The 22,511-nt window shown below is 71.4% G+C and carries 23 protein-coding genes and 1 pseudogene; 16 read left to right on the forward strand and 8 right to left on the reverse strand.

What is annotated here, in order from left to right:
- Positions 1–208 precede the first annotated feature (208 nt).
- The 4 genes from AAFF41_RS30615 to AAFF41_RS30630 are packed head-to-tail and all read left to right on the forward strand — an operon-like array spanning position 209 to position 3,655.
- Positions 209–1,135 carry an ABC transporter ATP-binding protein gene (locus AAFF41_RS30615; protein ID WP_319746614.1) on the forward strand — a complete coding sequence of 309 codons (927 nt, stop codon included), beginning with the start codon at positions 209–211 and terminating at the stop codon, positions 1,133–1,135.
- Entirely contained in the window at positions 1,132–1,872 is a 741-nt protein-coding gene (locus AAFF41_RS30620; RefSeq protein WP_101400493.1) for an ABC transporter permease, read from the forward strand. The genes AAFF41_RS30615 and AAFF41_RS30620 overlap by 4 nt, the downstream gene beginning before the upstream one ends.
- Complete coding sequence (locus tag AAFF41_RS30625; RefSeq protein WP_319746613.1) at positions 1,869–3,044, forward strand: sensor histidine kinase; 1,176 nt, start codon at positions 1,869–1,871, stop codon at positions 3,042–3,044. The genes AAFF41_RS30620 and AAFF41_RS30625 overlap by 4 nt, the downstream gene beginning before the upstream one ends.
- Positions 3,041–3,655: a response regulator transcription factor gene (locus AAFF41_RS30630; RefSeq protein WP_060901376.1), complete on the forward strand. Its 615-nt coding sequence runs from the start codon at positions 3,041–3,043 to the stop codon at positions 3,653–3,655. Before AAFF41_RS30625 ends, AAFF41_RS30630 begins: the two co-directional genes overlap by 4 nt.
- Positions 3,656–3,788: 133 nt before the next feature.
- Here the strand turns inward: AAFF41_RS30630 and AAFF41_RS30635 are convergent, their stop codons facing one another.
- The gene (locus tag AAFF41_RS30635; RefSeq protein ID WP_343324951.1) at positions 3,789–4,598 is read right to left on the reverse strand and encodes a transglutaminase family protein; all 810 of its coding nucleotides are present in this window, start codon (positions 4,596–4,598) and stop codon (positions 3,789–3,791) included.
- A 58-nt stretch (positions 4,599–4,656) separates the two neighbouring features.
- Complete coding sequence (locus tag AAFF41_RS30640) at positions 4,657–5,697, reverse strand: GNAT family N-acetyltransferase (RefSeq protein WP_343324952.1); 1,041 nt, start codon at positions 5,695–5,697, stop codon at positions 4,657–4,659.
- A gap of 140 nt (positions 5,698–5,837) precedes the next feature.
- On the opposite strand from AAFF41_RS30640, the gene fdxA reads away from it, so the two are divergent.
- Entirely contained in the window at positions 5,838–6,158 is a 321-nt protein-coding gene (fdxA, locus tag AAFF41_RS30645; RefSeq protein WP_018089397.1) for a ferredoxin, read from the forward strand.
- A gap of 154 nt (positions 6,159–6,312) precedes the next feature.
- A complete protein-coding gene (locus AAFF41_RS30650; protein ID WP_343324953.1) occupies positions 6,313–7,413 on the forward strand; it encodes a bifunctional succinyldiaminopimelate transaminase/glutamate-prephenate aminotransferase in 1,101 nt (366 codons plus the stop codon).
- A 180-nt stretch (positions 7,414–7,593) separates the two neighbouring features.
- Here AAFF41_RS30650 and AAFF41_RS30655 read toward each other — a convergent pair whose 3' ends face one another.
- Entirely contained in the window at positions 7,594–8,037 is a 444-nt protein-coding gene (locus tag AAFF41_RS30655; protein ID WP_054228227.1) for a hypothetical protein, read from the reverse strand.
- 350 nt (positions 8,038–8,387) lie between these two features.
- Positions 8,388–9,374, reverse strand: coding sequence for a VldE C-terminal domain-containing protein (locus AAFF41_RS30660; RefSeq protein ID WP_343324954.1), 987 nt, complete (start codon positions 9,372–9,374; stop codon positions 8,388–8,390).
- A gap of 97 nt (positions 9,375–9,471) precedes the next feature.
- Here AAFF41_RS30660 and dapE point away from each other — a divergent pair, with 97 nt between their 5' ends.
- Entirely contained in the window at positions 9,472–10,551 is a 1,080-nt protein-coding gene (gene dapE / locus AAFF41_RS30665; protein WP_319746605.1) for a succinyl-diaminopimelate desuccinylase, read from the forward strand.
- Positions 10,552–10,660: 109 nt separating this feature from the next.
- Positions 10,661–11,419, forward strand: coding sequence for an LOG family protein (locus AAFF41_RS30670; RefSeq protein WP_319746603.1), 759 nt, complete (start codon positions 10,661–10,663; stop codon positions 11,417–11,419).
- A gap of 90 nt (positions 11,420–11,509) precedes the next feature.
- Here the strand turns inward: AAFF41_RS30670 and folP are convergent, their stop codons facing one another.
- Positions 11,510–12,370, reverse strand: a complete 861-nt coding sequence (gene folP, locus AAFF41_RS30675) for a dihydropteroate synthase (protein WP_054228223.1) — start codon at positions 12,368–12,370, stop codon at positions 11,510–11,512.
- A gap of 192 nt (positions 12,371–12,562) precedes the next feature.
- Between folP and AAFF41_RS30680 the strand changes: the two genes are divergently transcribed.
- On the forward strand, positions 12,563–12,913 hold the full coding sequence (locus AAFF41_RS30680; protein WP_319746601.1) for a DivIVA domain-containing protein: 351 nt from the start codon (positions 12,563–12,565) through the stop codon (positions 12,911–12,913).
- Positions 12,910–13,491, forward strand: a complete 582-nt coding sequence (locus tag AAFF41_RS30685; RefSeq protein WP_099920783.1) for a DNA-3-methyladenine glycosylase I — start codon at positions 12,910–12,912, stop codon at positions 13,489–13,491. Before AAFF41_RS30680 ends, AAFF41_RS30685 begins: the two co-directional genes overlap by 4 nt.
- 81 nt (positions 13,492–13,572) lie before the next feature.
- Here the strand turns inward: AAFF41_RS30685 and chcB are convergent, their stop codons facing one another.
- Complete coding sequence (gene chcB, locus AAFF41_RS30690; RefSeq protein WP_343324955.1) at positions 13,573–14,376, reverse strand: 2-cyclohexenylcarbonyl CoA isomerase; 804 nt, start codon at positions 14,374–14,376, stop codon at positions 13,573–13,575.
- A 375-nt stretch (positions 14,377–14,751) separates the two neighbouring features.
- On the opposite strand from chcB, the gene AAFF41_RS30695 reads away from it, so the two are divergent.
- Positions 14,752–14,919, forward strand: coding sequence for a DUF3117 domain-containing protein (locus AAFF41_RS30695; RefSeq protein ID WP_003966491.1), 168 nt, complete (start codon positions 14,752–14,754; stop codon positions 14,917–14,919).
- A gap of 143 nt (positions 14,920–15,062) precedes the next feature.
- On the opposite strand, the gene AAFF41_RS30700 is transcribed toward AAFF41_RS30695, so the two are convergent.
- Positions 15,063–15,587: an O-methyltransferase gene (locus AAFF41_RS30700; protein ID WP_054228219.1), complete on the reverse strand. Its 525-nt coding sequence runs from the start codon at positions 15,585–15,587 to the stop codon at positions 15,063–15,065.
- Between the two features lie 342 nt (positions 15,588–15,929).
- Here AAFF41_RS30700 and sigE point away from each other — a divergent pair.
- The 5 genes and pseudogenes from sigE (at position 15,930) to AAFF41_RS30725 (ending at position 21,208) form a co-directional block, all read left to right on the forward strand.
- Positions 15,930–16,702, forward strand: a pseudogene (gene sigE / locus AAFF41_RS30705) (RNA polymerase sigma factor SigE).
- Positions 16,699–17,679, forward strand: coding sequence for an anti-sigma factor family protein (locus AAFF41_RS30710; protein WP_319746593.1), 981 nt, complete (start codon positions 16,699–16,701; stop codon positions 17,677–17,679). The pseudogene sigE and the gene AAFF41_RS30710 overlap by 4 nt, the downstream one beginning before the upstream one ends.
- Before the next feature lie 138 nt (positions 17,680–17,817).
- Positions 17,818–19,686, forward strand: a complete 1,869-nt coding sequence (locus tag AAFF41_RS30715) for a trypsin-like peptidase domain-containing protein (RefSeq protein ID WP_343324956.1) — start codon at positions 17,818–17,820, stop codon at positions 19,684–19,686.
- A 210-nt stretch (positions 19,687–19,896) separates the two neighbouring features.
- The gene (locus AAFF41_RS30720) at positions 19,897–20,340 is read left to right on the forward strand and encodes a sec-independent translocase (protein ID WP_319746587.1); all 444 of its coding nucleotides are present in this window, start codon (positions 19,897–19,899) and stop codon (positions 20,338–20,340) included.
- A 211-nt stretch (positions 20,341–20,551) separates the two neighbouring features.
- Positions 20,552–21,208, forward strand: coding sequence for a hypothetical protein (locus AAFF41_RS30725; protein ID WP_319746584.1), 657 nt, complete (start codon positions 20,552–20,554; stop codon positions 21,206–21,208).
- Positions 21,209–21,369: 161 nt separating this feature from the next.
- Here AAFF41_RS30725 and AAFF41_RS30730 read toward each other — a convergent pair whose 3' ends face one another.
- Positions 21,370–22,503 (reverse strand): Mrp/NBP35 family ATP-binding protein, encoded by a 1,134-nt coding sequence (locus tag AAFF41_RS30730; RefSeq protein WP_343324957.1) that lies wholly within the window; start codon positions 22,501–22,503, stop codon positions 21,370–21,372.
- Between the last annotated feature and the right edge of the window lie 8 nt (positions 22,504–22,511).

The following is a 22,511-nucleotide window of genomic DNA, read 5'->3' on the forward strand; positions in this document are numbered from 1 at the left end:
GGGTCAAGCCGAGCGGCGATCAAACTACCTATCTTGGCACGTGCATGCCACCAAATTGCCGGCATGTGCCTACGCGCTCCACGCGCACCGAGGCCGCCACCGTGCCGAAGGGTTCGACCAGCACCAGGCACGACATGACATCTGTCATCCGGCAGTCAGGACCGCCGACACTGCCGCGCACCCGGCCCGCGCGGCCACGATGGTCCCCATGACGACAACAGCGGCGCCCGCCACCACCCCGGTGGTCGGGTTCGATCAGGTGAGCAAGAGCTACGGGAACGTACGGGCCGTCGACGGGCTGACGCTCGACCTGCACCCGGGCGAGACCGTCGCCCTGCTGGGTCCCAACGGGGCCGGCAAGTCGACCACGCTGGACCTGCTCCTCGGCCTCAAGCACGCCGACACCGGCGCGGTCCGGGTGTTCGGCGCGAGCCCTCGCGAGGCGATCGTCGGCGGCCGGGTGGGCGCCATGCTGCAGAGCGGCGGCCTGATGGACGAGGTGACGGTCGGCGAGCTGGTGAAGCTGGCCTGCGATCTGCACCCGAAGCCGTACAAGGTCAGTGACGTGCTGGCCCGCGCGGGCATCTCGCAGATAGCCGACCGCAAGGTCAACAAGCTCTCCGGCGGCCAGGAACAGCGCGTCCGCTTCGCGCTCGCCACCGCCGGCGCCAACGACCTGATCGTCCTGGACGAGCCCACCACCGGCATGGACGTCTCCGCCCGCCAGGCCTTCTGGGCCACCATGCGCGAGCAGGCCGACCAGGGCAGGACCGTCCTGTTCGCCACGCACTACCTGGAGGAGGCCGACGCCATCGCGGACCGCGTCCTCGTGCTGCACCGGGGCCGCCTGCTGGCGGACGGCACCGCCGCCGAGATCAAGGCGAAGGCCGGCGCCCGGCGTATCGCCTTCGACCTGGAAGGCCCCATCGACGAGGCCCCGTTGGGCGCCCTGCCCTTCCTGACCTCGATCGACGTCTCCGGGCACACCGTCCGCATCCAGTCCTCCGACGCCGACGCGACCGTACACGCGCTGTACGGGCTCGGCCTCTACCCGCGCAATCTCGAAGTCGCCGGGCTCGGGCTCGAGCAGGCCTTCGTCGCCATCACGGCCGCCGAGGAGGCGAAGTCGCAGTGAACAGCCTCATCAAGCTCGAGATCACCCGCGCCCTGCGCAACAAGAAGTTCCTGTTCTTCTCGGTGGTCTACCCCTCGGCCCTGTTCCTGCTGATCGCGGGCAGCGCCGACAGCACCACCAAGGTGGACGGCACCGGGCTCACCCTGCCGACCTTCTTCATGGTCTCCATGGCCTCCTTCGGCGCCCTGACCGCGGTCCTGATGGGTAACAGCGAGCGCATCGCGAAGGAGCGCGAGAGCGGCTGGGTACGGCAGCTCAGGCTCACCACCCTGCCGGGCCGCGGCTATGTCCTGGCGAAGACCGCCAGCGCCGCCGTGATCAGCCTGCCGTCGATCGTGGTCGTCTTCGCGGTCGCCGCCGCCGTGAAGCACGTACGGCTGGACGCCTGGCAGTGGCTCGCGCTCACCGGCGCGATCTGGGCCGGCAGCCTTGTCTTCGCCGCGCTCGGCGTGGCCATCGGCTATCTCGCGAGCGGCGACGCGGTCCGCCCGATCACGATGATCCTGTACTTCGGGCTCTCGGTGCTCGGCGGCCTGTGGATGCCCACGACCACCTTTCCCGACTGGCTCCAGAAGATCGCGTCCTGGCTGCCCACGCACGCGTACGCTGCCCTCGGGCGATCCATCGAACTGGGCGACGCCCCGCACGCGAAGGACCTCGCCATCCTCGCTGTCTCCTTCCTCCTCTTCGCGGGCGGCGCGGCATGGCTGTACCGGAAGGACACGCTGAAGGCGTGAGCAGCACCGGCATCGGGCAACGCCCGCAGAATCGCAGGCAGAAGATGGTCAAGGCCATCTGGACCGGCATCTGGCTCGTCTATCTGAGCGCGCCCGTCAGCGACTTGGTGCACGGCGGGCACAGCACCGGTGTCGTCGTACTCGGCTGGTTCGGCCTGGTGGCCTTCGTCGGGTGGTACGCGGCGCTGGTCTTCCGCACCGGCCGCGGCGAGACGACCCCCTTCGTGTTCGTCTCGCTCGGGCTCCTCGCGGCCGAGGCCGCCCTGCTCTCCTTCACCCTGGGGCGGGAGTGGCTCGTCCTGTTCGTGTACGTCTCGATCGCGTCCGGCGCGGTGCTTCCGCTCCGGATGGCGCGCTGGGCCATCCCGGCCGTCTCCGCCGTGCTGACGGGGATCGCCCTGACCGTGTCGGGCGGCAAGGCGTATCTGGCGGGGCTGCTCATCCCGGCCTTCCTCGGCGGGTTCGCCATGACCGGCGTCCGCGAACTGATCCGCACGACGATCGCGCTGCGCGAGGCCCGTGCGACGGTCGCCCAACTGGCCGCGAACGAGGAGCGCCTGCGCCTGGCCCGCGATCTGCACGACCTGCTGGGCCACTCGCTCTCCCTGATCACCCTCAAGAGCGAGCTGGCCGGCCGGATGCTCCCCGACCACCCGGAGAAGGCGGCCCAGCAGGTCGCCGACATCGAGCAGGTCAGCCGACAGGCCCTCGTCGACGTGCGCGAGGCGGTCACCGGCTACCGGCGCCCCCGGCTGTCCGGCGAACTCGCGGGCGCGCAGGTCGCGTTGACGGCGGCGGGCGTCACCGCGGACCTGCCCGCCGAGCCGGACCTCACCGACGTCGCCGAGGAGAATGAGTCCGCGCTCGCCTGGGCCCTGCGGGAAGCGGTCACCAATGTCGTACGGCACAGCGGAGCCCGGCGCTGCACCGTGGAGCTCGTCCGCCGCCAGACGCTGGACGGCCCGATGCTCGAACTGAGCGTGGAGGACGACGGTTCGGGCGGCTCGGGCCATGGTCCCGGCAATGGTCTGACGGGCCTGACCGAGCGGCTGGAGAAGGCGGGCGGAGCCCTGGAGGCGGGCCGGGTGCGGCACGGCTTCCGACTGGTCGCACGGGTACCGGCGCAGGCCCCCTTCGAGGCCGCCGATCACCCCGTAGGATCCGGTGCATGAGCCGCACGATCAAGGTCCTGCTCGCCGAGGACCAGTCGATGGTCCGCGAGGCGCTGGCCGCGTTGCTGGGCCTGGAGCCCGACATCGAGGTGGTCGCCCAGGTGGCGCGCGGCGACGAGGTGCTGGCCGCGGCCCGCGCCCACGACGTGGATGTGGCGCTCCTCGACATCGAGATGCCGGGCAAGACGGGCATCGAGGCGGCGGCCGAGGTCCACAAGGAACTCCCCGGCATCAAACTGCTCATCCTCACGACCTTCGGCCGCCCCGGCTATCTGCGCAGCGCCATGGAGTCCGGGGCCGACGCCTTCCTCGTCAAGGACGCCCCGGCCGCCCAACTCGCCGCGGCGGTCCGCAAGGTGCTCGCCGGTGAACGGGTCATCGACCCCACTCTCGCGGCCGCCGCCCTCGCCGAGGGCGCCAACCCCCTGACCGACCGCGAACGCGAGGTCCTCCGCGCGGCGGCCGACGGTTCCACCAACGCCGAACTGGCCACCACCCTCCACCTCTCCCAGGGCACGGTCCGCAACTACCTCTCGACGGCGATCCAGAAACTGACGGCCCGCAATCGCGCGGAGGCGGTCCGGATAGCACGGGAAAAGGGCTGGCTGTAAAAATCCAGGGCAGGGAAGCGCCCCGCCAGGGGCGCGGGGCTGTGACATTAGGCGGCTCCGCCGCGTGGGCGCGCTCAGCCGAACCGAACCCGCAGCCGCCCTGTGTCCAAAGTCGAGCGGCGCTTGGGCGAACTCAGTTCAACATCGCCCGAGCCGCCCGAGCCTGCCCCCGAACCTTCTCCGCCGAAGGCGGATCCACCGCGGCGACCACATCGGCGTAGGCATCCAACTCCGCGGCCCCACCCAGGAAATCTCCCCGCTGCACCAGCAACTGAGCCCGCTCGTACCGCAACCGCGCAGGATGCGACGGCAACAGCAGCGCCAACTCCACGGCCCACAGGCCGACATCCGACCGCTCCGGCCGCGCCGCCGCCCACGCCCGGACGTTGTTCAGGATCCGCACGACCACGTCGAGGGGAGGGGCGGGGACGAGCATCGAGGGATCGAGAGGCGCCCCGGTGGCGCCCTGCACGAGCAGCTCGGCATCGGAGCCGCTCAGCACCCGCCCCCCGTCGAAGGGATCGGCGAGCACCTGCTGCTCGGCCGGCCCGAAGCCCACCACGAAATGCCCGGGCAGGGCGACCCCGTACACCGGCGCGCCGGCCCGTCTGGCCACCTCCATCCACACCACGGAGAGCAGGATGGGCAGCCCGCGCCGCCGCCGCAGCACCGCGTGCAGCAGCGACGACTCCAGCCGTTGATAGTCCCCGGGCGAGCCCCGGAACCCGCAGCGTCCGCCGAGCAGCTCGGCGAGCGCGGTCGCCCAGGACAGCGCCCCACCGGGCCGGAACGGCAGCTGTCCGGCGAGCCGGTCGAGTTCGATCTGGGCCGCGTCCGTCCCCGCCTCGTCCAGCGTGCCGTCCGCCGCCGCCCCGATCAGCAGACACAGCGCCGCCAGGTCGGGCCGTTCGGACCGTGCCTCCTCGGCGAACCTCCGCCGCACCTCGGCGGCTCGCTCCGGCTCCGGGGGATGGGGGAAGGCATGGCGGTCTGGTACCCCTTCACGCCGCTCGACGGCGGTCGTCGGCGGATGTCTCGGGCGCGCGGTAGTGGTGGTACGTGTGATGCGCCGCGAAGCCCATCCCGGCGTACAGCGCCCGCGCCCCCGCGTTGTCCGCCTCCACCTGGAGCCAGGCCGCCGAGGCGCCCTCGTCCAGGGCACGGCGGGCGAGCGCGGCCATGACGGCGGTGGCGAGGCCCCGGCGACGCTGGGCGGGGTCGACCTCGACGGCCGCGAAACCGGCCCACCGCCCGTCGACGACGCACCGCCCGATCGCGGCCGGAGGTCCCCCCTCGGCGCCGGGCACCGTCGCGAACCACACCGAGGGCCCGCTGCCCAGGACGTGCAGCGCGACCTCGCTCAGCCCCTTGCGCTGGTAGCGGCCCAGCCAGGCCTCGTCGGCCGCGCGGGCGAGGACCACCCCGGGGGCCTTTGCGACCTCACGGTCGGCGAGCGGCGCGAGCGCGCCGATCCACAGCCCGGCGCTCACCTCACGCGCCCAGCCGCGCGCCTCCAGCTCCGCGCACAGCACCTCCTGCGTGCCCTCGGCCCCGGTGGCGGTCTGGACGTAGGCGGGCAGGTCACGGGCCGCGTACCAGTCGCGTACGTACGTCAGTGCCTCGTCGAGCGGCACGCCCGGGTCGCCGAGCGGCAGCACGGAATTCGCGCGCCGGGTGAACCCGGAGGCCGCCCGCAGCTCCCAGTCGCCGAGCCGCTCGCTCTCCACCGGCTGCCAGGCCCGCGCCGCGACCCGCGCCAGCTCCTCGTACGAGGCCGCGGGGCCACGCCGACGCGCCGGGGCGGCCGGTACGACCTTGCCCGCGACCAGTGAGGATTCCGGAATCCGGACGACTTCGCCGTCGCGCCGTGTGATCAGCAGCACACTCTCGTCCCATGATGTGAGAACACCGACCGTGTCAGTGAACTTCTCACTGCCGGCGGCACCTTCGATATCTGTGATCATCCGCCGAACAGAGACACGTTTGCCCACGTCAGCAGCGGTGATTCGGACCTCGAGACGTCCGGCCGCAGAGATTTCCACAGGTCAGTTCACCCCTCCTGTATGGATCACGCCCCGGAACGGAGATACTAGGTGCGGGCATCGACGACGCCGCGCTCCCGCGCGCCAGGCGGCGGAGCCTACGGAGGCCCGCCAGCGCCCTATCGAGGAGGAACGACAGCGTGACCTACGTCATCGCGCAGCCTTGTGTCGACGTCAAGGACAAGGCGTGCATCGAGGAGTGCCCGGTCGACTGCATCTACGAGGGCTCCCGGTCCTTGTACATCCACCCGGACGAATGCGTCGACTGTGGAGCCTGTGAGCCGGTGTGCCCGGTCGAGGCGATCTTCTACGAAGACGACACTCCGGAAGAGTGGAAGGACTACTACAAGGCGAACGTCGAGTTCTTCGACGAGCTCGGCTCGCCCGGCGGCGCCAGCAAGCTCGGTCTGATCGAGCGCGACCACCCCTTCATCGCAGCGCTGCCGCCGCAGAACCAGTAAGCGGCCGCACCTACGCGCCGCCTCGGTCCCGTACGGCCCGATCCCCTCGATCGCCGTGCGGGGCCGAGGCGTTTGCCGTAGCGGCCCGTACCGGCCACAGGCGCGCAGGCCGTGTGTGTACGGGTCGTACGAACGAGAAAGTGAGCCCGATCCCGTGTCCGCAGTCTCCGACCGGCTTCCCGTCTTCCCCTGGGACAAGCTGGAGCCCTTCAAGGCGACGGCCGCCGCTCATCCGGGTGGCATCGTCGACCTGTCCGTCGGCACCCCGGTCGACCCGGTGCCCGAGCTGATCCAGAAAGCTCTGGTCGCGGCCGCGGACTCGCCGGGCTATCCCACGGTGTGGGGCACGCCCGAACTGCGCGACGCGCTCACCGGCTGGGTCGAGCGGCGACTCGGCGCACGCGGCATCACCCACCAGCACGTGCTCCCGATCGTCGGCTCCAAGGAACTCGTCGCCTGGCTCCCCACCCAGCTGGGCCTGGGCCCCGGCGACAAGGTGGCGTACCCGCGCCTCGCCTATCCGACGTACGAGGTCGGCGCGCGCCTGGCCCGCGCGGAGCACGTGGTCTACGACGACCCCACGGAGCTGGACCCGACGGACCTGAAGCTCCTGTGGCTGAACTCCCCGTCGAACCCGACGGGCAGGGTGCTGTCCGCCCCGGAACTCGCCCGGATCGTCGCGTGGGCCCGTGAGCACGACATCCTCGTGTTCTCCGACGAGTGCTACCTCGAGCTGGGCTGGGAGGTCGACCCGGTCTCGGTCCTGCACCCGGACGTCTGCGGCGGCTCGTACGAGGGGATCGTCTCGGTCCACTCGCTCTCGAAGCGCTCGAACCTGGCCGGCTACCGCGCCGCGTTCCTCGCCGGTGACCCCGCCGTCCTCGGGGACCTGCTCCAGATCCGCAAGCACGGCGGCATGATGACGTCCGCGCCGACCCAGGCCGCGGTGGTCGCCGCCCTCGCGGACGACGTCCACGTCCGAGAACAGCGCGAGCGCTACGCGGCCCGCCGCACCGCCCTGCGCGAGGCCCTGCTGCGCCACGGCTTCCGTATCGAGCACAGCGAGGCGAGCCTGTACCTGTGGGCCACCCGTGGCGAGTCCTGCTGGGACACCGTCGCCCACCTGGCCGAACTGGGCATCCTCGTCGCCCCGGGCGACTTCTACGGCGAGGCGGGCGAAAACTTCGTCCGCGTGGCCCTGACGGCGACGGACGAGCGAGTGGCGGCGGCGGTAGAGCGTCTGGCACCCCTTTAGGGCCGTCTCCTCAGACGCGCCCCGCCAGGGGCGCGGGGCTCTGACATGTGCTGTTCCGCCGCGTGGGCGCGCCCCGCCCCCACCGGCCCGCACGCCAGGAACTGACACGCACGAAGGGGTCCAGGGAACATCCCTGGACCCCTTCTCCGTACAGCTACAGCATGCGTACGGCCCCGACGGCTAGCCGAGCGGCAACCCCTTCAGCGGCAGCTGCCCCGTCGGCAGACCACCCTTGGTCACCGCGTCCGTCGGAAGACCACCACCTGCGGTCTTCGCGGTGTCGCCGAGCAGACCCCCGGCCTGCCCCGCCGCGTCCCCGGCCACCTTCTGCGCGGCCGGCGTCGCCGTCCTGGCGACACTGCCACCCGTCTTGCCCGCGGCCGGGACGGCCTTCTTCAGGGCGTTGCCGCCGGTCGCGCCCGCGAGCCCGGTGACGTTCTGCGTCGCACCGTCGACCGTGTTGCCGACGTGCGCGCCGTCCAGAGCGGTCAGCCCGCCGAGGTCGGGGGTGGCCGGGAGTTCGGCCGCCGCGCTGGCGGAGCCGGCCGCACCGACCACGGGCGCCGCTCCCGCTGCGATGAGCAGCGCGGCACGGGCGATCCGACGGGTCAGGGGGAGGGACATGATGCTCCTTAGACGGAAGAGAACGGTGAAGTATCCACCCGTGCCCGGGAGTTGACCGACCGGCCGCCGACCGGCTGTCGGGCGACCCGTTGATCGTTCCGGGCTCGGACGCAGTGACTACCGCTCGAGACCCGCGAAGGTTGCGGTGGCCCGACGTAAAGAGTTGGCAATGCGTCGCATTATCAGTTGTGGATAAAAACGGGCAAAGAGTATCCGGTCGGAAAGTCTGCCGAATCCTTACGGCCCTTTGTTTTCAAGGGGTCCGGCGGATTCCGGAGTGAGCACGCGAAAACCTGGTCGCAGCGGCAACGCGCCACGCCGCGCATCCCCCGTACAGGTGAGGCCCCGTACTACTGCGCGGTGACGATGCGGACCTCGACGGCGGACTGCGTCGTCGTCGAACCGCCCTTGGCGACCGCCGCACGCCACTCGCCGTTCCTCTCCCCGGCCGTCCACTCCCGCCCCGCGTAGGAGACCCGTTGGATGTGCAGCGTCGAGGAGTTGGCCACCGCCCAGTGCGCCAGCTCCCAGCCGCGCTGGCGAACGGTGGAGGCGCCGGTGGGGTCCTTGCGCACGGGCACGGTCACGGTCCGGCCGGAGACGCTAGGCGAGGGGGCGAGCGTCGGCGAAGCCGTCGAGGAGGCGGGGGAGCCCGCGGTGCTCACATCGGCTCCCGCCTCCTGCAGCACCTCACGCCCGAAGTCCCTCACGAGCGCTGCGCGCACCGAGTCAGGGCCGCCGACCGGGGTCGCACCCGGGCGGCCCTCGCAGGTCAGCGTGGCCGCCGCGTGGCCGGTCAGGGCCGCGGCCAGCAGCGTCGCGTCCGGCTCGTGCTTCGCGTACGCCTGCGGATAGCCGCTGCGCTGCACGCGCTGCGCGGCGACGGTGAGCGGCAGCCGCGTGTAGCCCGGCACCTTGGCCAGGTGTTCGTAGAAGATGCCGGCCGCGTACGTCGGGTCCATGATCTGTTTCGTCGTGCCCCAGCCCTGCGAGGGGCGCTGCTGGAACAGGCCGAGCGAGTCCCGGTCGCCGTGCTGGATGTTGCGCAGTCCCGACTCCTGGAGCGCGGTCGCGAGCGCGATGGCCACGGCGCGCTCCGGCAGCCCGCGGGTGGTGCCGACCGCCGAGATCGTCGCCGCGTTCACCGCCTGCTCCGGGGTGAACTCGTACGACGCGCCGTCGCTCTTGCCCGAGACGACTCTGCAGCGCGGCGCACCCGTCCCTCCCGTGAGGTACTGCACCGCGAGGTAACCCGCGAGCGCGAGCGTGACTACGACGGCTGCCCCGAAACGGAAGAGGCGGCCGCGCCGGACAGGAGTGGGGGACGGCTCTGGCACGCCTACAAGGTACTGGAGGCGACGGTTGGAGACGTATGGGGTTGTGGACAACTCGTGTGCGGCGGAGCGCCGAGCAGGGGGCGCTAGGGTCGAGGGCATGGCCGACACCACCCTTGACCTCACGCTGGACGCCGCCGAGCTCACCGCGCGGCTCGTCGACTTCCCCTCGGAGAGCGGCAACGAGAAGCCGCTCGCGGACGCCGTCGAGACCGCGCTGCGCGCCCTGCCGCATCTGACGGTCGACCGGTACGGCAACAACGTCGTGGCGCGTACGAACCTGGGGCGGGCCGAGCGCGTGATCCTCGCCGGCCACATCGACACGGTCCCCATCGCCGGCAACGTGCCCTCGCGCCTCGACGAGGACGGCGTCCTGTGGGGCTGCGGCACCTGCGACATGAAGTCCGGCGTCGCCGTACAGCTGCGCATCGCGGCCACGGTCCCCGCACCCAACCGCGACCTCACCTTCGTGTTCTACGACAACGAAGAGGTCGCCGCCCACCTGAACGGCCTGAAGCACGTCGCCGAGGCCCACCCCGACTGGCTGGCGGGCGACTTCGCGATCCTCCTGGAGCCGACGGACGGCCAGGTGGAGGGCGGCTGCCAGGGCACGCTACGGGTGCTCCTGAAGACCAAGGGGGAGCGTGCCCACTCCGCGCGCGCGTGGATGGGTTCCAACGCGATCCACGCGGCGGCCCCGATCCTCGCCAAGCTCGCCGCCTACGAGCCGCGCACGCCGGTCGTGGACGGCCTCCGGTTCCACGAAGGCCTCAACGCCGTCCGCGTCGAAGGGGGCGTGGCCACCAACGTCATCCCCGACGCCTGCACCGTCGTCGTCAACTTCCGCTACGCGCCCGACCGCAGCGAGGCGGAGGCCGAGGCCTTCGTGCGTGACTTCTTCGCCGACTGCGACATCGACGAGTTCATCGTCGACGACCACACCGGCGGGGCCCGGCCCGGCCTGACCCATCCGGCCGCGGCGGCCTTCCTGACGGCCGTCGGCGGCGAGGCCCGCCCCAAGTTCGGCTGGACGGACGTCGCCCGCTTCAGCGCGCTCGGGGTGCCCGCGGTGAACTACGGGCCCGGCGCGCCGCTCCTCGCCCACAAGGTGGACGAGCGGGTGCGGGCGTCGGAGATCCCCGAGGCCGAGGAGCGCCTGCGCGCCTGGCTGACGTCCTGAGGACCCGCTCGAACCTTCGCGGTGCACGGCGGACATGCGCATGTCCCCCCTCCGTAACCCGCGTAGATCTACGCTGGGTCTGAACCACTTGCAAGCGGAGGGAGCGCACATGGCTACTGGCAACCCCGAGGGCAAGAAGCAGCCACCGGAGGAGCAGCGGCTGGGGCCGGTACTGCGCAGGCGGGGTCAAGTGCAGGCGAGTACCACGGACCAGCGGCTGCTCGACGCGGGCGGCCCCTCCGACTGGGTGCACACCGACCCCTGGCGGGTCCTGCGCATCCAGTCGGAGTTCATCGAAGGATTCGGCACGCTCGCCGAACTCCCGCCCGCGATCAGCGTCTTCGGCTCCGCCCGTACGCCGGTGGACTCGCCCGAGTACGAGGCGGGAGTCGCGCTCGGCCGAGGCCTGGTCGAAGCCGGCTTCGCCGTCATCACGGGCGGCGGGCCCGGCGCGATGGAAGCCGCCAACAAGGGCGCCTGCGAGGCCAAGGGCATCTCGGTCGGTCTGGGCATCGAGCTCCCCTTCGAGCAGGGCCTCAACCCCTACGTCGACATCGGCCTCAACTTCCGGTACTTCTTCGTCCGCAAGATGATGTTCGTCAAGTACGCCCAGGGCTTCGTGGTGCTGCCCGGCGGCCTCGGCACCCTCGACGAACTCTTCGAGGCCCTCACCCTCGTACAGACCCAGAAGGTCACCCGCTTCCCGATCGTCCTGTTCGGCACGGCGTACTGGGGCGGTCTCGTCGACTGGCTCAAGAACACCCTGATCGCCCAGGGCAAGGCCGCCGAAAAGGACCTCCTCCTCTTCCACCTCACGGACGAGGTGGAAGAGGCGGTCGCCTTGGTCTCCAAGGAGGCAGGCCGCTAGCGGAGCGGCCCGCCAAGGCGATGGGCGTCCCCCCTGCTCGAGCGCAGCCGAGAGCTTGGGGGAGGGCAGGGGCGGCGGGGGCGAGGAAGACTACGCCAGACCCCGGCGGGCCACCGTCGGTGGGCGGTGGCCCGCGATCGACGCCACCATGTCCAGGACCTGACGCGTCTCGGCGACCTCGTGGACGCGATACACCTGTGCCCCCAGCCACGCCGACACCGCCGTCGTGGCCAACGTCCCCACCACCCGCTCCTTCACCGGCTTGTCGAGCGTCTCCCCGACGAAGTCCTTGTTGGAGAGGGAGACAAGCACGGGCCACCCCGTCTCCACCATCTCGCCCAGCCGCCGCGTCGCCTCCAGGCTGTGCCGCGTGTTCTTCCCGAAGTCGTGCCCGGGGTCGATCAACACGGACTCCCGGGGCACGCCCAGGGCCACCGCCCGCTCGGCCAGCCCCACGGTCACCCGCAGAATGTCGGCCACGACGTCGTCGTAGGCGATCCGATGCGGCCGCGTACGAGGCTCGGCGCCCCCGGCATGGGTGCACACCAGCCCCACCCCGTACCGCGCGGCCACCTCCGCGAGCCGCGGATCCACGCCACCCCACGCGTCGTTGAGCAGATCCGCCCCCGCCTCGCAGACCGCCTCCCCGACCTCGTGCCGCCAGGTGTCGACGCTGATGATCACGTCCGGGAACCGCCGCCGCACCTCGGCGACGAAACCGACCGTACGGCGCGCCTCCTCCTCGGCGGTCACCTCTTCCCCGGGCCCGGCCTTGACCCCGCCGATGTCGATGATGGCGGCGCCCTCGGCCACCGCCTGGTCCACACGCGCGAGCGCGGGCTCGTCGCGGAAGGTGGCTCCCTGGTCGTAGAAGGAGTCGGGGGTCCGGTTCACGATGGCCATGATCACCGGCTCGTGCGGGTCGAATTCGTGCCTGCCCAGCCTGAGCATCCCCTGTGACCTCTCCTATAAGTCCCGCTGCTTAGCCGCCTGCGACCTTAACTGTCAGACTCGCATGGCACGATCGGACCCTGACACTTTCAGCGCCGGACCGCTTCGGCACTCGTCAGACATTTTTCAGCAGCTTCAGTACTTTCGCGTCGGCGCCCAACGCGTCGGCACCAGAGCGTGGGGACCTCAGCGATGTTCATGTTCTTGTTCCTGGTCGTCGCGCTCGCCGTCGTGGTCGCCGCGGTGACACTGTCCGTGGTGGGCGGCGGCGAGAGCGCCCCCCTTCCCGACGCCGAGCCCGATCGGCTGGTGGACCCGCTGCCCCAGGACCGGCCGGTGAACCGCGCGGACGTGGAGTCCGTGCGCTTCCCGCTCGTCGCCCGCGGCTACCGCATGGCGGACGTGGACGACGCCCTCGGCCGGCTCGGCGCCGAGCTCGCCGAGCGGGACGCCAGGATCGCCGACCTGGAGGCCGCGCTGGCCGGCGCCCGCGCCACCGCGACCATGTCGCTGCGCAAGCCGGCCGAGGGGGAGCAGCAGTGAGCGACGCGCTCGCCGGGCCCGACGGCGCGCTGCGCTGCCCCTGGGCCCTGTCCACCGAGGACTACGTCTCGTACCACGACAAGGAGTGGGGCCGCCCGGTCCACGGCGACGACGCGCTGTACGAGCGGCTCTGCCTGGAGGCCTTTCAGTCGGGCCTGTCCTGGATCACGATCCTGCGCCGCCGGCCGGGTTTCCGTGCCGCCTTCGCCGACTTCGAGATCGCCTCGGTGGCCGCGTTCACGGACGCCGACAAGGAGCGCCTCCTCGGCGACCCGGGCATCATCCGCAACCGCGCCAAGATCGAGGCGACCGTCGCGAACGCGCGCGTGCTGGCCGACTGGGCGCCGGGCGAGCTGGACGAGCTGATCTGGTCCTTCGCCCCCGACCCGGCCGCCCGCCCGGCCCCTAAGCGGCTGGCCGACGTCCCGGCCGTCACCGACGAGTCGACGGCCCTCTCCAAGACCCTCAAGAAGCGCGGCATCCGTTTCGTGGGTCCGACCACGGCGTACGCGCTCATGCAGGCGTGCGGCCTGGTCAACGACCACTTGGAGGATTGCGCGGCCCGGAGCGCCCCTTAAGGGGCGCGGGGAACTGCGCGACCGTCCGCGGACGGCCCGCAGTTCCCGTACCGACCTCCGACCGCCGAAGCCGGCGAAGCGTCACCGCCCCAAGTACTTCGGCTTCTCCTTGTTGACGAACGCCTGCACCGCGATCACATGGTCCTCGGACGCCCCGGCCCGCGCCTGCAGCTCGTCCTCCTTCTCCAGCGTCTCGTCCAGAGAATGAGTGAGCCCGTACGCCACGGACTCCTTCAGCGCGGCGTACGCGACCGTCGGCCCCGCCGCCAGCGCCCGTGCCACCTTCTCCGCCTCGCCGCGCAGTTCGGACGACGGGACGAGCCGGTTGGCGATCCCGAGCTCGAAGGCCTCCTGCGCGGTGATGCTGCGCGGGAAGAGCAGCAGATCGGCGGCGCGGCCCGGTCCGATCACCCGCGGCAGGGTCCATGAGATGCCCGAGTCGGCGGTCAGCGCGACCCCGGCGAAGGACGTGTTGAAGGCGGCGGTGTCGGCGACGATCCGGTAGTCCGCGCAGAGGGCGAAGCCGAAGCCGGCCCCCGCGGCGACGCCGTTCACCGCGGCCACCACGGGCTTCGGGGCCCCGGTCAGGGCGCGCACGATCGGGTTGTAGTGCTCGCGCACGGTGCTCATCGTGTGTCGCGACCCCGACTCCTTGTCGGCGGCCAGCAGCCCGATGTGCTCCTTGAGGTCCTGCCCGACGCAGAACGCCCGGTCACCTGCGGCGGTGAGCAGGATCGCCCGTACGCCGCCGTCCGCCGCGGCGGCCTGGGCCGCGTCCCGGAGGGCGACCTTGGTCTCGGTGTTCATCGCGTTCATCGCCTCGGGGCGGTTCAGCGTGATCGTCGCGAGTCCGTCGCTCACCTCGTAGAGCACGGTGTCGGCCATGGTGGGTCTCCTCCGGTGTCGCGGCTCCGACGTACCGGTCGGTACGTCCTGCGTACGAGGACAGCATGCAGGACAGCATGGCGGAGATCACGGTCCGGGGCGTGGACAGGACATGTGACCTGCGTCAAAGAATTCCACGCCCTGGAAGTCGATGCGGCGGCGCAGTATCGCAGTCACATCGCCGAATTGAGTGGTTTTGCTCAAGCGCGTTGCGCAAGCGATGCCGACTGATGTTGGTCATCGGGTCCTGAGATGCGGGATAATGGCCTGGAAGCAATGTGTTCGATGCCGGTGACGTGTGTCCTATGAGGGGACGTGCGTGCCCTTCAAGGGGCCGTCGGCGACGATGAGCTGGTTTCAGGAAGGGGAACGAGCATGGCGGCCATGAAGCCGCGGACGGGCGATGGCCCGCTCGAGGTGACCAAGGAGGGGCGGGGCATCGTCATGCGCGTTCCGCTCGAAGGCGGCGGTCGGCTCGTCGTCGAGCTGACCCCTGACGAGGCCGACGCGCTCGGCGACGCCCTCAAGAAGGTCGTCGGCTGACGCGGAACGCGACCATACCTTTCGGCTGCCCCGGCATCGTATTCGGTGCCGGGGCAGTGGTCTTCCTGGAGTGCGACAGCGGTGTGCCTGTACGCATCGACGCAGGTCAGGCATGAATCGCGGGTACGAGGTCGAACGTGCGGTCAGCGCTTGACCCCGCACAGCAACCCGTCGCCCACCGGCAGCAGCGAGGGCACCAGGTCCTGGCTCTCGCGCACCGCGCGCAGCAGTTCGCGCAGCCGGCCGACCTCGGCGGGCTGCGGGCCCGATTCGACCGTGCGGCCGTCCGCGAAGACCCCCTCGAAGACGACCAGCCCGCCCGGACGCAGCAGGCGCAACGATTCAGCGAGGTAGTCCAGGCACTCCAGACGGTCGCCGTCGCAGAAGACGAGGTCGTAGCCCGCGTCCGCGAGCCGGGGCAGGACGTCCAGCGCGCGGCCGGGGATGAAGCGGGCGCGGTTGCTGGCGAAGCCCGCCGCGCGGAAGGCCTGGCGGGCGAACTGCTGGCGGTCCGGTTCCGGATCGACCGTGGTCAGTACCCCGTCCGGCCGCATGCCGTGCAGCAGATGAATTCCGGAGACGCCGGTCCCGGTCCCGATCTCCGCCACCGCTTTCGCGTCCACGGTGGCGGCGAGCAACCGCAGCGCGGCGCCCGTGCCGGGCGACACCGGGCGCAGCCCTGCCTCGTGGGCCCGGTCGCGGGCCCAGCGCAGCGCTTCGTCCTCGGCGACAAAGGCGTCGGCGAACGCCCAGCTCGTCTGCCGGTTGCCGGTAATGACCCTCTCCCTGTCCCCGTGGTTGCCTGGGCGTGACTGTATCCGTTGGTGCCGGGAACCCGCAGATGGGACCAGGCGTTTAGAAGGGTGCGGAAACAGAGCGGGGGGAAGTCGATGGAACAGTGCGCGGAGCGGTCCGGGGAGCGGGGTGGCGACCACATGCTGACGCAGGCATATGAGCACGTATCAAATTCTCGTAAAACCGCTTATCCGGAGCTAACGGGCGAGGTGGCTATGGTAGGGGCTCCACTGGACACCACCAGAGCCGACAGGGGAGGTGCGGCTGCGCCTGCGGATCGGGGCGGGGTGCTGCGGCGCCTTCTCAGATCAGCGGGTGAGCCGAAATCCGTGACCGACATCGCTGACAAGTTCCATGCTGCTGCCCCGGCGCAGACCGCGACGTTCACCACCGACGCGGAGTCGCAGGCGTGGACTCCGCCCACCTGGGAGGAGATCGTCAGCACGCACAGCGGCCGGGTCTACCGGCTCGCCTACCGCCTGACGGGCAACCAGCACGACGCCGAGGACCTCACACAGGAAGTCTTCGTCCGCGTCTTCCGCTCCCTGTCGACCTACACGCCCGGCACCTTCGAGGGCTGGCTGCACCGCATCACCACGAACCTCTTCCTCGACATGGTGCGCCGCAAGCAGCGCATCCGCTTCGACGCCCTCGGCGACGACGCCGCCGAGCGCCTGCCCAGCCGCGAGCCCTCCCCCAGCAGGTCTTCAACGACGCGCACTTCGACGCGGACGTCCAGCAGGCGCTGGACACCCTCGCGCCCGAGTTCCGCGCCGCCGTCGTCCTCTGCGACATCGAGGGACTTTCGTACGAGGAGATCGCCGCGACCCTGGGCGTCAAGCTCGGTACGGTCCGCAGCCGGATCCACCGTGGCCGTTCGCAGCTGCGCAAGGCCCTGGCACACCGGTCTCCCGAGGCCCGTGCCGAGCGCCGCGGCTTCGCGATCACGGGAGTTCCCGCGCTGGGAGGAGGGGGCGCGACCGCGTGAGTGGATCCCGGCCCGACTCTACGGAGCGGCGTGTTGCCGACCAGCATCTTGGGGACCGACTCTCCGCCCTGGTGGACGGAGAGCTCGGTCATGAGTCGCGTGATCGTGTCCTGGCCCACCTCGTCACCTGCGCGAAGTGCAAGGCCGAGGCGGACGCCCAGCGCCGACTGAAGAACGTCTTCGCGGAAGTCGCCCCGCCGCCCCCCTCCGAGAGCTTCCTGGCCCGTCTCCAGGGACTGCCCGGGGGAGGTGACTTCGACGGCGGTGATGGCTCACCGTTCGGCGGGGGCGGATTCGGCGGAAGACTCCCCTCCGGCGCCCCGGTGACCGGTGTCTTCGGAGTGCGCGGAGAGCCCTTCGGGTACGTGCCCGCCGCGCCGCACGGCGACGTGCTGCCGCCCGCCTCCGGGCGCGGTTTCCGCATCCATGACGTCAGCCGTCACGAGACCGACCGATCGGCCTCGCGCGGGCTGCGCTTCGCCTTCGCCGCCGCCGGTGCGGTGTCGCTGGCCGCGGTCGCGCTCGGCGGGGTGTCGACCGGAGTGCCGGCCGACACCACGGACGCGCGCGGGGGCTCCGGCGGCAGCAATGTGACGCCGGCGCGTACGCCGGGCTCGGGGCCCGCGACGGCCCCCGAGACACAGCGCCGCCGCTCCGACGGGCCGCTGCTCGCCCAGGGCGAGCGTGCGCTCGGCGTGGCGCCCGCGGTGCCGACCTCGGTGTCCGCGCCCCTGCTCCCCGGAGTCCCCGCTCCGGTGACCCGGGCAGACGACGTCATGCACACGCTGACCACCCCCGTGGTGGCCGGTGCCGCCGTGATGTCCCCGCTCATACATCCGCTCACCGAGACCCAGCCGATCGCGCAGACCTCCTGGTCGACGCCGCCCGGCCTCACGCCTCCGCGGCTCCTCGCCGCCCCGGCCACCTCCCCGTCCCCCTCTTCCTCCCCGTCCCCCTCCTCCCGTACCGCCCACTGACCGGCCCTCTGCGCCCCGGCCCCGGAACCTGGTTGAATCCAGGGTGGGCCGCGTCCGCCGGAGGGATTCCCGGACGCGGAGTCGGCAATCTGCGGTGACCGTCGGCGTGTTGTGCCGCGGGCCAGGTGTGGGGAGAGCATGAACGAGGGGAAGCCCACGAAGGCGAAGTGGTGGAGTCGGCCCCGCCAGGTCCCTCCGGGGGTCGGCGAGGTGGGCCCGGTCGAGGACATCTCCGGACCCGGAGTGGACCGCGACTCCGACGCGAACCACCACTCCGACCGGGACCACCGGCCCGAGAGGGATCACCAGTCCGACGGGGACTACGAACTGGACCGGCCGGCGACGGCCACGGCTCCGACGGGTGTGGCCGGTGCGGTCGATGCGGTCGGTGAGGCTTCGCCGTACGTCGCACCGGCGGGGTCCGGTGCCAGGAGTGGTGTCGGCGACGGTGACTTCGAGCTGGAGCGTCCTGCCGCGGCTCTTCAGGGAAGCGCGGCGGATGCGGAGGCGGTCGGAGGCCCTTGCGACGTCGTGCCCGCGGGCCGGGCCCCCGTCGCCGCCGTACCGGCGCAGCAGGCCCCCGAAGACCGCCCCCGGCCCCTGCACGACCCCGACCCCTACAGCACCCCGCCGTACGGCGAGCCGGGCCCCTGGGCGCCCGCCCCGCCCGTCCAGCACCCGGCGGCCACCCCCGCGCACGGCACCGCCATGCCCCCGGGCCCGCCTCCGCTTCCGGCCCCGGCGCCGCTCCCGGCCCCGCTCCCCGCCCCGGCGCCGCTCCCGGCCCCGTATCCGAGCAACCCCCACCCGGCCCCCGCCCCGTGGCAGAACTACGACCCGTGGGCCGCCCCGGGACCGCTCCAGCAGAACGGGGCGGCTGTCGAGACGAAGACCGAGCGGCGCAAGCGGGCGAGGAAGGCGCTGGTCCTCGGGGCCGTGGCGCTCGCCCTCGTCTCCGGAGGCGTCGGAGGCGCCGTAGGGGCCTATCTGGAGCGCAACGGCGGGGTCGGTGACATCACACTGCCCCAGGCCGCCAAGGAGGCGCCCGGGCGGGCCACGGACAGCGTGGCCGGGATAGCGGCCCGCGCGCTGCCCAGCGTGGTCACCCTGCATGTGCGCGGCTCCGGCGAAGCGGACACCGGCACCGGGTTCGTGCTCGACACCCGGGGTCACATCCTCACCAACAACCACGTGGTCGAGCCGGCCGGCAGCGGCGGTGAGATAACCGTGACGTTCAGTGGCGGCGAGAGCGCCAGGGCCACCGTGGTCGGGCGCGACAGCGGCTACGACCTCGCCGTGGTCAAGGTGTCGGGAGTCGTCGGGCTGCGGCCCATGGCGCTGGGCAACTCCGACAGCGTCCAGGTGGGCGACCCCGTCGTCGCCATCGGCGCGCCCTTCGACCTCGCCAACACCGTCACCTCCGGGATCATCAGCGCCAAGGAGCGGCCCATCACGGCGGGCGGCGCGAAGGGCGACGGGAGCGACGTCTCGTACGTCGACGCGCTGCAGACCGACGCGCCCATCAATCCCGGCAACTCCGGCGGCCCCCTCCTCGACACCCGGGCCCGCGTCATCGGCATCAACAGCGCCATCCGCTCCGCCGACGGCGGCACCGACCTCCAGGGCGGCCAGGCCGGTTCCATCGGGCTCGGCTTCGCCATCCCCGTCAACCAGGCCAGGCGCGTCGCCGAGGAGCTGATCAACACCGGCCGGGCGACCCACCCGGTGATCGGGGTCATGCTCGACATGGACTACCCGGGCGACGGCGCCCGGGTCGGGACGAAGGGCGGCGGCGCGCCGGTCACCGCGGGTGGCCCCGGGGCCAAGGCGGGCATCAAGGCCGGCGACGTCATCACCGAGGTCGACGGACAGCGCGTCCACTCCGGTGAGGAGCTGATCGTGAAGACACGCGCCCACCGTCCCGGCGACAGGCTCCGGCTGACCCTGCGGCGGGGCGGCTCGCAGCGGACGGTCACCCTGGTCCTCGGCTCCGCGAGCGGCGGCTGACCTCTTTCGACAGCAATTGACATGAACTTCACAGGAGGGGCCCCGAAGTCCGTGCTGAGCGGCGAACATCCGCGGAAACTCGTCGTGTACACGAACCCGGAAGCCCCGGGACAGTTCCGGACGGACGGGATCGACGGGTACCGTGGACCCGGCCTGGACCACGGAAGAATCCCGAGGGCCGAGGACTGAGGACATCGCAAGGAGCTTCAGGTGTTCAATGACATAGGACCGCTCGAGCTGGTGACGCTCGTTGTCCTTGCCGTGCTCGTCTTCGGTCCGGAAAAGCTCCCGAAGATGATCCAGGACGTCACCCGCACCATCCGCAAGATCCGCGAGTTCTCGGAGAGCGCAAAGGCGGACATCCGCGAGGAACTCGGCCCGGAGTTCAAGGACTTCGAGTTCGAGGACCTCAACCCCAAGACGTTCATCCGCAAGCAGCTGGACAACGACGAGCTGGGGCTCAAGGAGATCCGCAACGGCTTCGACCTGAAGAAGGAGATGGCCGAGGTCACGGACGCGGTGCACAGCCGCGACACGGACTCCTCCTCGTCTTCCTCGTCCTCCGGTTCCTCCGGCGGCCCGATCGACATGACCAAGAAGCCCGAGAAGACCGATCCGGACGAGCGCCCGCCCTTCGACGCGGACGCCACCTGAGTCGTACCCGCAGGCGTGTGACACGACCCGAGTCGTACCCGCAGGCGTGTGACACGGCCTGAAAATGTCGCGTGCGCGCCCCACGCGCCGGGTGCTTTCCCTGCTGTTCGGAGCGGTGTGGCTATGCTGCCCAGTTGTTGTGCGGACCGCTGAGGACGCCCGAGGGGGGCGGGCCACCCGGTCCGACGAGAGCAAGGAGGCGTCCGGGCAGATGGAGACGACAAGTCGGGTAGGCGCGCAGGCGCCGGCCGCGGAAGACGGACAGCAGGTCCCCTCCGCCCGCCGCACAGTAGACGGATACCTGCTGGCACCCTTCCCGTGGTACGGCCTCGACGAGGCCTTCACGGGGCCGCGCTGGCTGATGCAGGTCGGTACGTCGGCGGACGGTGCCGTCGAGCACGGTTCGATCGGGCACGGGGAAGAGCCGTCGGTGCGCAGCGAGTCGACGGAGGACAAGGAGCGGTTCGCGGTCGTGGTGACCGTCGCCGCCAGCCCCTCGCGCCGCAGCGCGGACGGTACCGGGCTCCTCGAGGCCACGTCGGTGTCCTCGGCGGCCTGGCTGGCCGGTGTGGGGCTGCTGTCCTTCACCTGGCCCGGCCAGATGGACCACACCCGGCGGGACAACTGGCTGGACCAGCAGACCGAGACGGCGTGGGTCCTCGCGGACGACCTCGAAGGGCCCGACTGGTCCTCGCTGTCCCTCCCCGTGGACGGCGTCCCCACGCCGTTCCACTACCGCGAGTTGGAGTTCGGCTGGGTCCTCGCGGGTTCCACCCAGGAGGGGGTCCATCTGGGGGCGTACGGGCGGGGGATGAGCGCGTACGGGTTGGCCTTCGCCAAGATCAAGGACATCGCGGCGTACGAGTGACGGTGCCCTGCCCTCCGGGCAGGGGACGGGAACGCGGGCCGATGTGGGCGTCGGCTCGTTCGGCGGCTGCGGGCCGGTTCTGGCTGGTCGCGCAGTTCCCCGCGCCCCTTTGGGGCGCTCCTCAGCGGGGCGCCCCCGTCCACGTGCTGCCGGGGAATGGGCTAGAACTTGTTCCTCGGGGTGATGCCCAGGGACATGCCGGACAGGCCGCGCTGGCGGCCGCCGAGCTTGCCGGCGATGGCGCGCAGGGCGGAGCCCGCGGGGGACTCCGGGTCGGTCAGGACGACCGGCTCGCCCTCGTCTCCGCCCTCGCGGAGGCGGACGTCGATCGGGATGGAGCCGAGGACCGGAACGCTCGCGCCGGTGGTGCGGGTCAGGCCGTCGGCGACCGTCTGACCGCCGCCCGTGCCGAAGACGTCGACCATCTCGCCGCAGTGCGGGCACGGCAGGCCCGACATGTTCTCGACCACGCCCACGATCTTCTGGTGGGTCTGTACGGCGATGGAGCCCGCGCGCTCGGCGACCTCGGCCGCCGCCTGCTGCGGGGTGGTGACGACCAGGATCTCGGCGTTCGGGACCAGCTGGGCCACCGAGATCGCGATGTCGCCCGTACCCGGCGGGAGGTCGAGGAGCAGGACGTCCAGGTCGCCCCAGAAGACGTCCGCCAGGAACTGCTGGAGGGCGCGGTGGAGCATCGGGCCGCGCCAGACCACCGGTGCGTTGCCCGGGGTGAACATGCCGATGGAGATGACCTTCACGCCGTGCGCGGACGGCGGCATGATCATGTTCTCGACCTGGGTCGGACGGCCGTGCGCGCCGAGCATGCGGGGCACCGAGTGGCCGTAGATGTCCGCGTCGACCACGCCGACCTTGAGGCCGTCGGCCGCCATCGCCGCCGCGAGGTTCACGGTCACCGAGGACTTGCCGACACCGCCCTTGCCGGAGGCGACCGCGTACACGCGCGTGAGTGAGCCCGGCTTGGCGAAGGGCACCTCGCGCTCGGTCTGACCGCCGCGCAGCGCGGTCGCCAGTTCCTTGCGCTGCTCGTCGCTCATCACGTCCAGGGTCACGTCGACGCGGGTGACACCCTCGACCGCCGAGACCGCCTCCGTCACGTTCTTCGTGATGGTCTCGCGCATCGGGCAGCCGGAGACGGTCAGATACACGGTGACCGCGACCGCGCCATCCGCTCCGATCTCCACCGATTTGACCATCCCCAGCTCGGTGATGGGTCGCTGGATCTCGGGGTCGTTCACCGTCGCCAGTGCTTCACGCACCGCGTCTTCCGTAGCCATAGGACGAT

Source organism: Streptomyces mirabilis (assembly GCF_039503195.1).
GTDB classification, from domain to species: Bacteria; Actinomycetota; Actinomycetes; order Streptomycetales; family Streptomycetaceae; genus Streptomyces; species Streptomyces mirabilis_D.

What these genes read in the sequence shown, in the direction of transcription:
- AAFF41_RS30615 (WP_319746614.1), top strand. Translation starts at nt 209, where the DNA reads ATGACGACAACAGCGGCGCCCGCCACCACCCCGGTGGTCGGGTTCGAT.
- AAFF41_RS30630 (WP_060901376.1), top strand. Translation starts at nt 3,041, where the DNA reads ATGAGCCGCACGATCAAGGTCCTGCTCGCCGAGGACCAGTCGATGGTC.
- AAFF41_RS30655 (WP_054228227.1), bottom strand. Translation starts at nt 8,037, where the DNA reads ATGTCCCTCCCCCTGACCCGTCGGATCGCCCGTGCCGCGCTGCTCATC.
- dapE (WP_319746605.1), top strand. Translation starts at nt 9,472, where the DNA reads ATGGCCGACACCACCCTTGACCTCACGCTGGACGCCGCCGAGCTCACC.
- AAFF41_RS30670 (WP_319746603.1), top strand. Translation starts at nt 10,661, where the DNA reads ATGGCTACTGGCAACCCCGAGGGCAAGAAGCAGCCACCGGAGGAGCAG.
- folP (WP_054228223.1), bottom strand. Translation starts at nt 12,370, where the DNA reads ATGCTCAGGCTGGGCAGGCACGAATTCGACCCGCACGAGCCGGTGATC.
- AAFF41_RS30680 (WP_319746601.1), top strand. Translation starts at nt 12,563, where the DNA reads ATGTTCATGTTCTTGTTCCTGGTCGTCGCGCTCGCCGTCGTGGTCGCC.
- chcB (WP_343324955.1), bottom strand. Translation starts at nt 14,376, where the DNA reads ATGGCCGACACCGTGCTCTACGAGGTGAGCGACGGACTCGCGACGATC.
- AAFF41_RS30695 (WP_003966491.1), top strand. Translation starts at nt 14,752, where the DNA reads ATGGCGGCCATGAAGCCGCGGACGGGCGATGGCCCGCTCGAGGTGACC.
- AAFF41_RS30715 (WP_343324956.1), top strand. Translation starts at nt 17,818, where the DNA reads ATGAACGAGGGGAAGCCCACGAAGGCGAAGTGGTGGAGTCGGCCCCGC.
- AAFF41_RS30725 (WP_319746584.1), top strand. Translation starts at nt 20,552, where the DNA reads ATGGAGACGACAAGTCGGGTAGGCGCGCAGGCGCCGGCCGCGGAAGAC.
- AAFF41_RS30730 (WP_343324957.1), bottom strand. Translation starts at nt 22,503, where the DNA reads ATGGCTACGGAAGACGCGGTGCGTGAAGCACTGGCGACGGTGAACGAC.